Source organism: Streptomyces sp. CC228A, assembly GCF_021390935.1.
Classification (GTDB): Bacteria; Actinomycetota; Actinomycetes; order Streptomycetales; family Streptomycetaceae; genus Streptomyces.
The window spans coordinates 1-14,050 of sequence record NZ_JAJPUI010000013.1 but is presented as its reverse complement, the minus strand read 5'-3'; the positions used below and the strand labels follow the sequence as shown (position 1 = coordinate 14,050).

8 protein-coding genes and 2 pseudogenes are annotated in these 14,050 nt (G+C 75.1%); 5 read left to right on the top strand and 5 right to left on the bottom strand.

Annotation, left to right across the window (positions count from 1 at the left end; all coding sequences use genetic code 11):
• Nucleotides 1-6: 6 nt before the first annotated feature.
• Nucleotides 7-768, top strand: coding sequence for a GntR family transcriptional regulator (locus L6E17_RS27945; protein ID WP_236243441.1), 762 nt, complete (start codon nucleotides 7-9; stop codon nucleotides 766-768).
• 307 nt (nucleotides 769-1,075) lie between these two features.
• On the opposite strand, the gene L6E17_RS27940 is transcribed toward L6E17_RS27945, so the two are convergent.
• A complete protein-coding gene (locus L6E17_RS27940) occupies nucleotides 1,076-1,576 on the bottom strand; it encodes an HAD family acid phosphatase (RefSeq protein WP_374109169.1) in 501 nt (166 codons plus the stop codon).
• A 368-nt stretch (nucleotides 1,577-1,944) separates the two neighbouring features.
• On the opposite strand from L6E17_RS27940, the pseudogene L6E17_RS27935 reads away from it, so the two are divergent.
• A pseudogene (locus tag L6E17_RS27935) lies at nucleotides 1,945-2,570 on the top strand (nucleoside/nucleotide kinase family protein).
• Nucleotides 2,571-2,809: 239 nt separating this feature from the next.
• Here L6E17_RS27935 and treZ read toward each other — a convergent pair.
• The gene (gene treZ, locus L6E17_RS27930; RefSeq protein ID WP_236243440.1) at nucleotides 2,810-4,585 is read right to left on the bottom strand and encodes a malto-oligosyltrehalose trehalohydrolase; all 1,776 of its coding nucleotides are present in this window, start codon (nucleotides 4,583-4,585) and stop codon (nucleotides 2,810-2,812) included.
• A 242-nt stretch (nucleotides 4,586-4,827) separates the two neighbouring features.
• On the opposite strand from treZ, the gene L6E17_RS27925 reads away from it, so the two are divergent.
• A complete protein-coding gene (locus L6E17_RS27925) occupies nucleotides 4,828-5,409 on the top strand; it encodes a DUF1707 and FHA domain-containing protein (RefSeq protein WP_236243439.1) in 582 nt (193 codons plus the stop codon).
• A gap of 250 nt (nucleotides 5,410-5,659) precedes the next feature.
• On the opposite strand, the gene treY is transcribed toward L6E17_RS27925, so the two are convergent.
• Both treY and glgX read right to left on the bottom strand, forming a co-directional pair.
• Nucleotides 5,660-8,002 carry a malto-oligosyltrehalose synthase gene (treY, locus tag L6E17_RS27920; RefSeq protein ID WP_236243438.1) on the bottom strand — a complete coding sequence of 781 codons (2,343 nt, stop codon included), beginning with the start codon at nucleotides 8,000-8,002 and terminating at the stop codon, nucleotides 5,660-5,662.
• Nucleotides 8,003-8,115: 113 nt separating this feature from the next.
• Complete coding sequence (gene glgX, locus L6E17_RS27915) at nucleotides 8,116-10,278, bottom strand: glycogen debranching protein GlgX (RefSeq protein WP_236243437.1); 2,163 nt, start codon at nucleotides 10,276-10,278, stop codon at nucleotides 8,116-8,118.
• Between the two features lie 400 nt (nucleotides 10,279-10,678).
• Between glgX and L6E17_RS27910 the strand changes: the two are divergent.
• Nucleotides 10,679-11,964 (top strand): annotated as a pseudogene (locus L6E17_RS27910) (SAV2148 family HEPN domain-containing protein).
• A gap of 104 nt (nucleotides 11,965-12,068) precedes the next feature.
• A complete protein-coding gene (locus tag L6E17_RS27905) occupies nucleotides 12,069-12,797 on the top strand; it encodes a 3'-5' exonuclease (RefSeq protein ID WP_236243436.1) in 729 nt (242 codons plus the stop codon).
• A gap of 82 nt (nucleotides 12,798-12,879) precedes the next feature.
• Here the strand turns inward: L6E17_RS27905 and L6E17_RS27900 are convergent.
• A partial coding sequence (locus tag L6E17_RS27900; RefSeq protein ID WP_236243435.1) for an ABC transporter substrate-binding protein occupies nucleotides 12,880-14,050 on the bottom strand: 1,171 nt, incomplete at its 5' end.

The window sequence follows — 14,050 nt, the reverse complement described above, 5'->3', positions numbered from 1 at the left end:
AGGGTCGTGGCGGCGCGGCACGAGCGGATCGCGGACGAGCTGAGGAAGGCGATCGACGCCCAGGAGTACCCGGTAGGGGCGAGGCTCCCTTCGGAGGCCGAACTCGCCACCCGGTACGGGGTGTCGCGCGGCACGGTGCGGCAGGCGGTCGCCGCGCTGACCGCGGAGGGGCTGGTCGGTGCCCGCCAGGGCGCCCGGCGCGTGGTGCTGGCCAGCCGCCGCAGCCAGAGCTTCGCGGAGCTGCGCAGCTTCGCCGAGTGGGCCCGCGCCATGGGGCGCACCGCGACCGGCGAGGTGGTGGGGAGCGAGCGCCGCCCGGCGACCGCCCAGGAGGCCGCGGCCCTCCACGTCCGCACCGGCGCGCCCGTGCTGTACGTGCTGAGGGTGCGCGGGCTCGACGGGGAGCGGGTGCTCGTCGAGCGGACCGTGTACGCGGACTGGATCGCGGATGCGGTCGAGCGGATCGAGCCGGACTGCCCGTCCGTCACCCGGCGGCTGCGCGAGGACGCGGGGCTGGTCTTCGCGTACGGGGAGCACACCATCGACGCGACCGCCGCGGGCACACGGGACGCCGACCTGCTCGGGATCCGGCGGGGGAGCCCGCTGCTGCGGGTGTGGCGGGTGACCACGACCCGTGAGGGACGCCCCGTCGAGTGCTCCGACGACCGCTACCGCCCGGACGCCGTGAGCTTCGCCATCCACAACTCCATCGACTCCAACCCGCTGACGCGCCGCCACGGGGCGGGGCCGGCGGCGGCCGCCTCCTGACGGGGCGACAGGACGGCGGCCGGGCCGGCGCTCAGGGGCGCGCCGTCTCGGGGCGGGGCCTGAGCCGACCGGCCGACCGCTTCTGGCGGAGGGCGGCGGGACGACTGCACCCGGGGACGACACGTCGCCCGCGCCTCCTCGCGCAGGCGGCCAGGGCCGTCCCGGGGAGCCCGGCGGCCCGGCCTTCCGCGGTGGGCCCCGCCGTGGGCCGGATGCGGGTGGAGCGCGGCAGGTGTGCGCCGGGTGGGATGCGCGGGTCCCGGGGCGCGGTGGCCGCGCCCCGGGGCCGTCCGGGATCAGGGGGTGGTCAGGACAGCTTGCCGTCGTAGTCGGGGAGCTTGAAGGTGCGCTCCGCGTGGCCGCCCGCGAGGTCGCTGGGGCGGTTGCCGATGTTCGCGATGATGGTGTAGCCCTTCGCCTCGATCTCGGCGCGCTTCTCCGTCTTGTACGCGGAGACCTCCTCGAAGAGGTCCGGCAGGTCGCGGACGTACAGGCCGTCCACCGGGTAGCCGGCCGCTCCGAGGTTGTGGGCCGTCAGGTGCTGGATGATGCCCGGCCTGGCGGTCACGAAGAAGACGGCCACCCCGCGCGCGTGGGCGTACTGCGCCAGGTCGCGGACCGGGGCGACGGCCGGGGTCGGGTACTCCCAGAAGAAGTGGAAGTCCGTCTCCAGCGACGTGTTGTCGATGTCCAGGACCAGGGCGAGCTTCTCGCCGGTCCCGGCAGCGCGGGCCGTGCGATCCTCGATGTACGGGCGGGCCGGGGCGACGGCGGCCTGCACGTCGCGCTGCCAGGTCGCGTAGTCCACGCCCTTGAGCTGGGCGAGGCCGCCGTGCGTCGCGGCGAGCGACGCCGGGCGGCCGCGGGCGCGGCGGGCGCGGCGGCGGTTGCCTGGGCGGGCCAGGCCATCGTGAGGACGGCGGTGGCGGCGAGGGCGACGGTGCCGCGTCGGGCGGTGCTGCGTCCGTGCATGGGATCTCCTCCGTGGGGGCGAGCGGTGCGATTCGGCATGCTCGCGTCACATGGTGGACGGAGGGCGGCATTCCGACTACTGGTCGGTAGCTGGCAATTGAGGACTGGACGAGTGGGCCCGCCGGACCGCCCGCCGCGGACGGATGGGCACGGAGACGGCCGCAACCCGAGGGCGGCGGCCGGTGCGGGCGGGACAATGGGCCCATGGACGCCCCGCAGTTCGACGCGCTCGCCGCCCGCGCCCGCCGCCTCGCCACCCCCGGCACCCGCCGCGTGCTCGGCATCGCCGGCGCACCGGGCGCGGGCAAGTCCACGCTGGCCGCCCGCCTCGTGGACCGGCTCGGGGGCTCGCCGCGCTGGTGCCCATGGACGGCTTCCACCTCGCCCGGGCGGAACTCGACCGGCTCGGACGCGCAGGGCGCAAAGGCGCCCCCGACACCTTCGACGCCGCCGGGTACGCCGCCCTCCTCGCCCGGCTGCGGGCCCCGCAGCCCGGCGTCACGGTGTACGCGCCCGCCTTCGACCGGGCCCTGGAGGAGCCGGTCGCCGGGAGCGTCCCCGTACCGCCCGAGGTCCCCCTCGTCGTCACGGAAGGCAACTACCTGCTGCTGGACGACCCCGCCTGGGCGCCGGTCCGGTCCCTTCTGGACGAGACCTGGTTCCTGGAGCTCGACGACCGCCACCGGGTCCGCCGGCTCGTCGAGCGCCACGTCCGCTTCGGCAAGGACCCCGCCTGCGCCGAGCGCTGGGTCCGGGAGTCCGACGAGGCCAACGCCCGGCTCGTCGCCCCCGGCCGCGACCGCGCCGACCTCGTGGTGCCCATGAGCTGACCCGGCGCCTCGCCCGGCTGCCCGGCCGCGCGGTGTTCCTCAAGCCGCTGCGGGGTTCGCGGGAGCACCGTCGCTGTGGCCGCGGCGGCGGTGCTCCCGCGAGCCGCTGCCCTGGCCCGCTGCCCGGCCGCAGTGCCGGAGCCCCCGCGAGCCGCTGCCCGGCCACAACGACATGCCCCGCGAGCCCCGCCGCTCCGTCCCCCGGACGTGGGGCGCGGGGGCACGGCGCGGTCGGCCCGTCAGTCCACCCGGCCCATCACCGCGCACGACTCCGGCGGCAGCACCAGCTCGCCGGCCCCGCCGTCCGGCACCGACACCGGCTCCCAGGCGGCCAGCACGCGCACCCCGTCGCCGCCCAGCGGGATGCGGGCCGGGCGGTCCGCCAGGTTCACCGCGACCCGCACGTCGCCGCGCCGGAACGCGAACCAGCGGGCCTCCTCGTCGAACACCGCGTGCACCGCCGTCAGGTCGGGGTCCGTCAGATCGGGCTCGGACAGCCGCAGCGCGATCAGCCGCCGGTGCCACGCCAGGAGCCGGGCGTGCGGCTCCCTCTCCCGCTCGGCCCAGTCAAGGCAGGACCGGTCCCGCGTGGCCGGATCCTGCGGATCCGGAACCTCCTCCTCCCGCCAGCCGTGCTCCGCGAACTCCCGCCGCCGGCCCCGCCGCACCGCGTCGGCGAGCTCCGGGTCCGTGTGGTCCGTGAAGAACTGCCACGGCGTGCCCGCCCCCCACTCCTCGCCCATGAACAGCATCGGCGTGAACGGCCCCGTCAGGACGAGCGCCGCCGCGCAGGCCAGCAGCCCGGGGGAGAGCGACGCCGAAAGCCGGTCGCCCTGCGCACGGTTGCCCACCTGGTCGTGGGTCTGCGCGTAGCCGAGGAAGCGGTGCGCGGGCGTGGTCGCCAGGTCCACGGGACGGCCGTGCGTCCGGCCCCGGAAGGCGGAGTACGTGCCGTCGTGGAAGAAGACCCGGCTCGTCGTCTTGGCCAGCGCCGCCATCGGAGCCCGGGCGAAGTCCGCGTAGTAGCCCTGCGCCTCACCCGTGAGCGCCGTGTGCAGCGCGTGGTGGAAGTCGTCGTTCCACTGGGCGTGCAGCCCCAGGCCGCCCGCCGCGCGGGGCCGCGTCGTGCGGGGGTCGCACAGGTCGGACTCGGCGACCAGGAACAGCTCGCGGCCCTGCTCCTCCGCCAGCTCGTCCACCGCGGCCGACAGCTCCTCCAGGAACGGCAGCGCCCGCGTGTCCGCCAGCGCGTGCACCGCGTCGAGCCGCAGGCCGTCGACCCGGTAGTCCCGCAGCCAGGCCAGGGCGCTGCCCAGCAGGTACGCCCGGACCTCGTCCGAACCGGGCGCGTCCAGGTTCACCGCCGCTCCCCACGGGGTGTGGTGGGTGTCCGTGAAGTACGGGCCGAACGCGGGCAGGTGGTTCCCCGAGGGGCCCAGGTGGTTGTGCACCACGTCCAGCACCACGCCGAGCCCCAGACCGTGCGCCGTGTCGACGAACCGCTTCAGCGCCTGCGGGCCGCCGTACGGCTCGTGCACCGCCCACAGCGACACCCCTTCGTACCCCCAGCCGTGCCGGCCGGGGAACGGGCACAGCGGCATCAGCTCCACGTGCGTCACACCGAGCTCCACCAGATGCCCGAGCCGCTCCGCCGCCGCGTCCAGGGTGCCTTCGGGGGTGTACGTCCCCACATGCAGCTCGTACAGGACGGCGGCCCGCAGACCGCGCCCCGGAGACGTGTGCCGCCAGGTGTGGGAGGCGTGGTCCACGACCGCGCTCAGCCCGTCCGGGCCGTCCGGCTGGCGGCGCGAGCGGGGATCCGGCAGGACCGGGCCGCCGTCCAGCGCGAAGCCGTACCGGGCTCCGTCCGGCACACCGCGCTCCCCGGCGGGCGCGCCCACCGCCGCCATCCACCACCCGTCCCGCAGCGGGTCCCGTTCCAACGGGTGCCGCGCGCCGTCCAGTTCCAGTTCGACCCGCTCCCGCGCGTTCGGCGCCCACACCTCGAACAGCACTGGCGATCCCCTCGTCCTCGGCCGGTCCCCTGCGGTCCCGGCATCTCCGGCGGCTCTGCCGGTTGCGGCAGTCCCGGCACGTGCGGCATGCCCGTGTGCGGCGGGGCGCGCGGACACGCCCCGCGTTCCCTCCCCCCATCCTGGCAAGACCGGGATCGGCGGGCCACGGCTATGCGCCGATCAGGCAACAGCCCGATGCCTCGTCTGGACACTTCCGGCGTGTCCGGCCGACAATCACCTTTGTGACCTCGCCCTTCGAGCCCCGGACCCATCCCGCCAGGCGGCTGTCGGACGCCGAGCGGGAACGCGCGGTGGAACTGCTGCGCGAGGGCGCGGTGCAGGGCAAGCTGTCGCACGACACGTTCCTGCGGCGCATGGAACTGGCCCTGGTCGCCCGCCACTCCGAGGAGCTGCACGCCCTCACCGCGGATCTGTCGGACGGCGGCGGCCCCTGGTCGCGGCGGCTGTTCGGCGCGGTCGAGGCCATGTCCGCGTTCACGGCGCGGCTGGGGCGCGCCTGGCAGGCCGAGCGCCTGCCGAAGCTGCTCCTGCCGGAACCGGGGCCGCACCCGCTGCGCATAGGCCGCGACCCGGTGAACGGACTGCGGCTCAGCCACGAGACGGTGTCCCGGCTGCACGCCGAACTCAGCCGGCAGGGCGGGCTGTGGATGCTGCGCGACCTGAACTCCACGAACGGCACGACCGTCAACGGGCGGCGGGTGACCGGCACCGTCGTCGTCCGCCCCGGCGACGAGGTCTCCTTCGGGCGCATGGCGTTCCGCCTCGACGCCCGCCAGGCCCTCCCCGGCCCCGACACCCCCTGACCGCCGGCCGCCGCCGTACGGGCCGCGCCCGGCGACTCCCGGCCGCAGGCCGGACCGTCCCCTCCGGGGCCGCTCGGCGGTACCTGACCGCCGGCCGCCGCCGCGCCGACCGCCTGCGCCGCGCCGACCGCCTGCGTCGCGCCGCCCGCCTCGGCCGCGCCGACTGAACCCGCCACGCCGACCGCCCCCGCCACACCGCGCGTCGCCCGGTGGTGCCGCCGCCGGTCCCGCCGTACGGCGGGAGGCCCGCTCACTCGGTGTCTTCCAGCAGCGCCACCGGCCGGGTCGCGAACAGCTCCGCGAGCGGCACCGGGCGCCCGCCCGCATGGACCCCGCCGTCCGGCTCCGCCAGTGCGTCACGCCACCGCCCCGGCGGCAGCGCCAGCGCCGTACCGGCCCAGCCGCCCGCCTCCGCGAGCCGCAGCGACAGCCGGGTGACCGCCACGACCACCCCGCCCGAGCGGCAGAACGCCACGCAGTGCTCCGCCGCCGGGCCGTCCGCCGCCAGCGGCACGTACGTGCCGGCCGCCCCGAACACCTCCGGGCGCCGGCGCCGCAGCGTCAGCGCCGCCCGCGTCAGCGCCGTCTTCTCGTCGGGCGGCACCTGCCGGAACGGCGCCCGGTTGTCCGGGTCCACCAGCGCCTCGTACACCGCCTCCGTGCCCTGGTACAGGTCCGGCACGCCCGGCATCGCCAGGTGCAGCAGCGCCGCGCCCAGCACGTTCGCCCGCACGTGCGGGGCGAGCTCCCGCGCCAGCTCCGCCACGGTGTGCTGCAGCGCCCCCGCCGGGCCCGCCGCCAGGAACTCCGCCACCGCCCGCTCGTACCCGGGGTCCTGCTCCGTCCAGCTCGTGTGCAGCCCCGCCTCCCGCACCGCCTTCAGCAGCGCACCGGCCAACCGGTCGCCGCCGGGCCCGCCCAGCCCCAGGGCCGTCTGCCACGCGGACCAGCCGAGCTGCCCGTCGGGCGCCGGCACCCGCGCCACGTCGCCCAGCAGCTTCGCCCACCGGCCGGGGCACTCCGACAGCACCGCGATCCTGGCCCGCACGTCCGCGCTGCGCTTGGTGTCGTGCGTCGACAGCACCGTCCCGGTCAGCGGCCAGTCCCGGGCGATCCGCTCGCAGTAGGCGTGGAACTCCCGCGGCGCCACCGCCGGCCGCCCCGGGTCCCCGCCCACCTCGTTCGCCGACAGCAGCGGCACGTACCGGTAGAACGCCGTGTCCTCCACCGACTTCGCCCGCAGCGCCGACGCCGTCTGCGCGAACCGCGCGCGGAACGCCCGCTGGTCCGGCCCGTCCCCGAGCCGGCCCAGCGCCAGGTCCCGCACCACGTCGACCGCCGCCGCCTCCTCCGCCACCGCGAAGGTGCCCTTCGCCGCCAGCGCCGCCTCCTTGGTCAGCACCTGCTCCCCGCCCGTCCGGTACGGCCGGTACACCGGCACCCGGATCAGCAGCTCGCGCACCGCCGCCCGCAGCGCCCACGGCGCGTGGTCGCGCAGGGCCGGGGAGGCGGCGCAGACCCGGCCCGCCGTCCGGGTCAGGCAGGCCACCTCCGCCGCCAGCTCGTGCGTCACCACCTTGTACGCCGCCCGGCGCGCCGTGGCGTCCCAGTGGCCCCCGCGGTCCCCGGCCGGGGCCGCGACGTGCCGGTACAGCTCCGCCAGCTCCTCGGCGCCCGCCGGGTCGACGAACAGCCCGTCGATCCGGCGCAGCGCGTCGTACCCGGTGGTGCCCGCCACCGGCCAGTCCGCCGGGAGCCGCTCGTCCCCGGTCAGGATCTTCTCCAGCACGATCCAGCAGGACCCGCCCGCCGCCTCCCGCAGCGCCTCCAGGTACCCGTCCGGGTCCGCGAGCCCGTCCGGGTGGTCGATCCGCAGCCCCTCCACGACCCCGTCCCGCACCAGCTCCAGCACCTTGGCGTGGGTGGCCGCGAACACCTCCGGGTCCTCCACCCGCACCCCGATGAGGTCCGAGATGGTGAAGAACCGCCGGTAGTTCAGCTCCGTGCGGGCCAGCCGCCACCACACGGGCCGGTACCACTGGGCGTCGAGCAGTTCCGGCAGGGGCAGCCCCGCGGTGCCCTCCCGCAGCGGGAAGACCTGCGTGCCGTGGCGCAGCAGCCCTTCCCCGGCGTCCACCCGCAGGTCGCCGAGGAGGTCCCCGATGCGGGTCGGCAGCACCGGCAGCAGCACCTTGCCGCCGCCCGCGTCCCAGTCGATGTCGAACCAGCGGGCGTACGGGGAGGCCGGGCCGTCCCGCAGCACCTCCCACAGGGGCCGGTTGTGCGGCAGCGCGGCGGCCATGTGGTTGGGCACCAGGTCCACGACGAGGCCCAGCCCGTGGGCCCGCGCGGTGGCCGCCAGCGCCCGCAGCCCCGCCTCGCCGCCGAGCTCCTCGCGCACCCGGCTGTGGTCGGTGACGTCGTACCCGTGCGTGGAACCGGGCACGGCCTCCAGCACGGGCGACAGGTGCAGATGGGTGACCCCGAGCGAGGCCAGGTACGGCACGGCGCCGGCGGCCGCGGCGAACGGGAACTCCGGCTGGAGCTGGAGCCGGTACGTGGACGAGGGGGCGACAGGCGCGTGAGGCGTCATGCGGACGTACGTACCCGGCTGCGCGGCGGGTCTCTCATCCTCTCATCCGACCACTGCGCCGAACGGGCCAACCCTGCGGCGCGGCCGATCGGACCGCGGCCGGCGGCGCGGGGTCACGCCGGGCGGCGCAGCACCACCAGGCTGCGGCCCACCAGCGTCACCCGGTCACCCGCCGCCACCTTGTCGCCCTGGCCGGGGGCGACGCCCTCGGGGACGGCGGTGTCGACGACCACCTGCCACTGCCGGCCGTGGTTGACCGGCACGACGAACTCCTTCTCGTCCGGACTCGCGTTGAACAGCAGCAGGAACGAGTCGTCCGAGATCCGCTCCCCGCGTGGCCCCGGCTCCGAGATCGCGTGCCCGTTCAGGAACACCGACAGCGCCCGTGCGGAGGCCGCCTGCCAGTCCCGGGCCGTCATCTCGCGGCCCTCGGGGGTGAACCACGCGATGTCCGACAGGTCGTCGTGGGTGCCTTCCACCGGGCGGCCGTGGAAGAAGCGCCGGCGCCGGAAGACCGGGTGGTCGCGGCGCAGCCACACCATCGATCGGGTGAACTCCAGCAGCGCCCGCGCCTCGGCCGCCTCTGCCGCCTCGGTCCCGTCCTCCTCCGCCTCGGCCGCCGCGGCGCCCGGCCAGTGCACCCAGGCCAGCTCGCCGTCCTGGCAGTAGGCGTTGTTGTTGCCGTGCTGGGTCCGGCCGAACTCGTCGCCGTGGCTGATCATCGGCACGCCCTGCGACAGCATCAGCGTGGCGATGAAGTTGCGCATCTGCCGCATCCGCAGCGCCCGGACGCCCGGATCGTCGGTCTCGCCCTCCACCCCGCAGTTCCACGACCGGTTGTGGCTCTCGCCGTCGCGGTTGTTCTCGCCGTTGGCGTCGTTGTGCTTCTCGTTGTACGAGACCAGGTCCCGCAGGGTGAAGCCGTCGTGGCAGGTCACGAAGTTCACCGAGGCCAGGGGCCGCCGCCCGTCGTCCTGGTACAGGTCGGAGGAGCCGGTCAGCCGGGACGCGAACTCGGCGAGCGTCCTCGGCTCGCCGCGCCACAGGTCGCGGACGGTGTCCCGGTACATCCCGTTCCACTCGGTCCACAGCGGCGGGAAGTTCCCCACCTGGTAGCCGCCCTCCCCGACGTCCCAGGGCTCGGCGATCAGCTTCACCTGGCTGACCACCGGGTCCTGCTGCACCAGGTCGAAGAACGACGACAGCCGGTCCACCTCGTGGAACTGCCGGGCCAGGGTCGCCGCCAGGTCGAAGCGGAACCCGTCGACGTGCATCTCGGTCACCCAGTAGCGCAGCGAGTCCATGATCAGCTGCAGTACGTGCGGGGACCGCATGAGCAGCGAGTTCCCGGTGCCGGTGGTGTCCATGTAGTAGCGCGGATTGTCCTCCACCAGCCGGTAGTACGAGGGGTTGTCCAGGCCGCGGAAGGACAGCGTCGGCCCCAGGTGGTTGCCCTCCGCCGTGTGGTTGTACACCACGTCGAGGATGACCTCGATGCCCGCCTTGTGCAGCGACCTGACCGCCGACTTGAACTCCAGCACCTGCTGGCCGCGGTCGCCCCAGGAGGCGTACGCGTTGTGCGGGGCGAAGTAGCCGATGGTGTTGTACCCCCAGTAGTTCGCCATCCCGGCGTCCACCAGGCGGTGGTCGTGGACGAACTGGTGCACCGGCATCAGCTCGATCGCCGTCACGCCCAGCTCCGTGAGGTGCTCGACGATCGCCGGGTGCGCGAGGCCCGCGTAGGTGCCGCGCAGCTCCTTCGGCAGCGCCGGGTGCGTCATCGTCAGGCCCTTCACATGGGCCTCGTAGATCACCGTCCGGTGGTAGTCGGTGCGGGGCGGCCGGTCGTCGCCCCAGTCGAAGTACGGGTTGACCACCACGGACGACATGGTGTGCGGCGCGGAGTCCAGGTCGTTGCGCGAGTCCGGGCGGCCGAAGTGGTAGCCGTACACCGCCTCGTCCCAGTCGATGGTCCCCGCCATCGCACGCGCGTACGGGTCGAGAAGCAGCTTCGCGGAGTTGCAGCGCAGCCCGCTCTCCGGGGCGTACGGGCCGTGGACCCGGAAGCCGTACCGCTGGCCCGGCATCACCCCGGGCAGGTACGCGTGGCGCACGAAGGCGTCGGTCTCCCGCAGCTCCACCGCGGTCTCCGAGCCGTCCTCGTGCAGCAGGCACAGCTCGATGCGGTCGGCGGCCTCCGAGAAGACCGCGAAGTTCGTCCCGGCGCCGTCATAGGTGGCGCCGAGGGGGTACGCCTGTCCCGGCCAGACCTGCATAGGCGCGTCTCTTCCACTTCGATCCGGCGACTCGGTTCCGCTCGATCCTCCACCAAAGTCGGCCCGCCGCCTAGCATGCCGGACGGTGCTACCGGGTGACCCGGGGGCGGCGGCCCGGTCAATCCCGCGTTCCACCGGGTCCCTCGCGGCGCGGAACGGCCGCACGTCCCGGGCGAGCCGCCCGGCGGCCCGCGCCCTCCGCCGGCCGGCCCCTCGGAGGGCGGCCCCACCACTATGAATCAGCTCACTCCGACCCCCGGTACGGCCCGGAACACCGGCCTCCGGAAACGATGTTGGGAAAGTGGGGCCACCCATCCGGCTGCACGCGCTCCCTCTCCCGGAGTACTCTCCTTGATCGTTGGAGACCGGTTGTGTGAAAGAAGCAGAAGGCGGTGCGCGGGTGAGCTCGGGAGGGCTGGAGCTGCCCCCAGGCGACTCGGGTCATGGCGACTCGGGCCACGGCGACGCAGACCACGGCGACGCAGGTCAAGAGGGGAACTCCGCAGAACCCGCTGATGTCCCGCCCGGCGCGGTCTCCTCGCCCGGCCCCTGGAGATCGGCGCGGAGCTGGAGTGGGACGCCGAGGACTGGAGCGAGGTCCGCACCCGCGCCCAGCGGGCGGGACGCGCCTACATCTGGCTCAATCTCGTCGAACAGCGGCTGCGGGCGGTGGTGGCCGCCGTGCTGCGGCCCATCTACGAACCGATGCACGGCGACGACTGGGTGGTGGCCGCCGCGGGGCCCGCCGGCCAGGAGTGGGTGCAGCGGGCGGTCGCCGTGCGGGAGGTGTCCCGCCGCAAGGGCTACCTGCTGGACCCGGCGGACGACAACGTCCTCAGCTTCCTGACACTCCCGCAGCTGCGCGAGCTGATGGTGCAGCACTGGCCGTGCTTCGCGCCGTACTTCGACGAGCGCCGCGAGGTCGAGCTCGCCCTGGACGAGCTGGAGGTCACCAGGAACGTGGTCTCCCGCAACCGGGCCCTGTCCCGGACGGTCCTGGACCAGTCCGAGCGGGCCTCCGCGCGGCTGCTGGAGATCCTGGGCAGCAGCACGGGCGTGCCGTCGGCGCACCGGCTGCCGGTCGACGCCGTCGAGGACCTCGTGGGGGACCGGTACGCGGACGTGGTGTCGGTGCACCCCGACCGCGTGCGGCTCCAGCGGCAGCTGCCCGCCGAGGACCTGTTCGGCGGGGCGCGGCGGCTGGACGCCATCGGCATAGGACTCAACCTGCTCGTGCAGAACTTCTCCGGGCGGCGGCTGGTGCGCCTCGCCGAGTCCGGGTGCCGCGTGCGGCTGCTGTTCCTCAACCCCGCGAGCAGCGCGGTGAAGCGGCGGGAGCGGGAGCTCGGCATCAAGAAGGGCGAGCTGAGCCGGTCCGTGGAGATGAACATCCTGCACATGCGGCGCGTCCGCGCCAGGCTGCGCGACCCGGGCGCCTTCGAGATCCAGGTGTTCGACGAGACGCCCCGGTTCACCGCCTACCTCGTGGACGGTGACGGGCCGGACGGCGTCGGCGTCGTCCAGTCGTACCTGCGGCGGGCCCGCGGTATGGAGGCGCCGGTCCTGGTGCTGCGGGGCGGGCGGCGCCCGGTCGTCACGTCGGGCAGCGACACCGAACACGGTCTGTTCGAGACATATCGGGAGGAGTTCGAGTCGTTCTGGGTGGATTCGCGCCCTGTGTCGTGACGGTGCCGCAGCATCGCCGCCGGGCGATGTCAGTGGCGCGTGCGAGGGTGAAGACCCACTGGGGGAGGCGCCGCGTGGAGAGCGGCACCACGAAGGAGGTTCGCATGCGCTGGCATGGGCAGGCACTGGTCGGCTTCGACCTGGAGACGACGGGCACCGACCCGGGGGAGGCGCGCATCGTCACCGCCGCGGTCGTCGAGATGCGGGACGGCGCGGTCCTCGCCCGCCGCGAGTGGCTCGCCGACCCCGGCGTCCTCATCCCCGCGCAGGCGTCCGCCATCCACGGCATCAGCAGCGAGCGCGCCGCCGCCGAGGGCCGGCCGGCCCGCGAGGTCGCCGACGAGGTCGCCTCCGCCCTGGCCGCGCACTGGGAGCGCGGCGTGCCCGTCGTCGCCTACAACGCCGCCTTCGACCTGACCCTGCTCGCCGCCGAACTGCGGCGGCACGGCCTGCCGTCGCTGGGGGAGCGGCTGGGCGGCGCCGCCATAGGCCCGGTCATCGACCCGTACACCATCGACCGGGCCGTGGACCGCTACCGGCGCGGCAAGCGGAACCTGGAAGCGGTGTGCGCGGAGTACGGCGTCGTGCTCGACGGCGCCCACGAGGCGGCCGCCGACGCGCAGGCCGCGGTGCTCGTCGCCTGCGCCATAGCCGAGCGGCACCGCGCGGTGGCCGCCCTCAGCCCGGGGGAGCTGCACACCCGGCAGGTCGCGTGGTACGCGGCGTGGGCGGCGGACTTCCAGGCGTTCCTGCGCCGCAAGGGCTCACCGGACGCCGTCGTCGACCCCGTGTGGCCGCTGCGCGAGCCGGAGGCGGAGATGGTCGCGGGCTGACGCCCCGCGTGTCCGCCCGCGCTCCGGCACGACCGCCCCGGGAGCACGGGTGAGGGTTCCCGCCGGGTGCGCCGCCCGGCTGTCAGGGAGCCTTGGCGGCTTCCTCGAAGTGGCCGCGGAAGTACGGGACACCCTGCTTGATCTGCCACAGGAACAACGCGCCCGTGCCTTCGAAGGCCGTGGTGCCCTGATGGAAGGCGATCGTCTTGGTGATCCCCCGGTACGAGATGCGGCGGAGCTTCCTGCGCAGCCCGCCCGCCGCCACGTCCGCGTGCTCCTCGGCCAGCTGCCGCATCGCCTCGGCCGCCGCGAGGACCGCGTCGTACGCCTCCGCGGCGAAGCGGTCGACGGGCGCGTCCGCCGCGAGCCCCCACCGGGCGCGGTAGTCGGCCGCGAACCGGCGTGCCGGGTCGAGCCGCGCCGGATCGACGTAGCTGGTGCCGAAGAACCAGCCCTCCGCCGCCTCGCCGGCCTCCGCCAGGAACTGCGGCCCCAGCGCGTACTCGACGCCGCCCCGGTAGCCGGTGAAGCCCTGCGCCGCCAGAGCCCGCGCGCACAGGGCGGCGCGGCGTTGCGAGATGCCGGCGTACAGCACGCCGTCCGGGCGGGTGGCCAGGGCCTCGCGCACCACGGAGGCGAAGTCCTCGCTGCCGGCGGCGATCCGGTGACCGGTCACCGCCGCACCGTTGGGCGGATGCATGCGCCGGCCGCGCAGGATGCGCCAGGAATACTCGCCGGCGTGCCGGTCCTCCACGATGGCGACCCGCCCCACCCCGCGCAGCGCGAGGTAGCGCACGTACGGCACCTCCAACGTGTCGTGCAGCGGACGCATCTCGAAGTAGTTGGGGTCGTTGAGATCCTGCGACACGTCGCCCTGCTCGATGCCGGTCGCCACGCTGATCAGCACGGCGTGGTGGCTGTGGTAGGTGCCGGCGACGGCGGCGACGGTCTCCCGCGAGGTCGGGCCGAGCACCGCCACGGCACCCTCGTCGACCAGGGCGCGCGCCGCCGCGCCGGCGGCGCCGGCGTCACCGCGGTCGTCGCGGACCTTCAACGCCAGGTCGAAGGCGCGGTCGGCGCGGCGGTTGAACTGCTCGACGGCCAGCCGGGCGCCGCGCTCCTGGGCGCGGCCGTCCGCCGCACGAGGTCCGCTGAGATCGGTCTGGACACCGATCGTGTACGCGGGCAGGGGGCGGCGGTCCGGCCGGCATCGGAGCCGGACGGCGCGCGGGACAGCAGCCACACCGCCACGC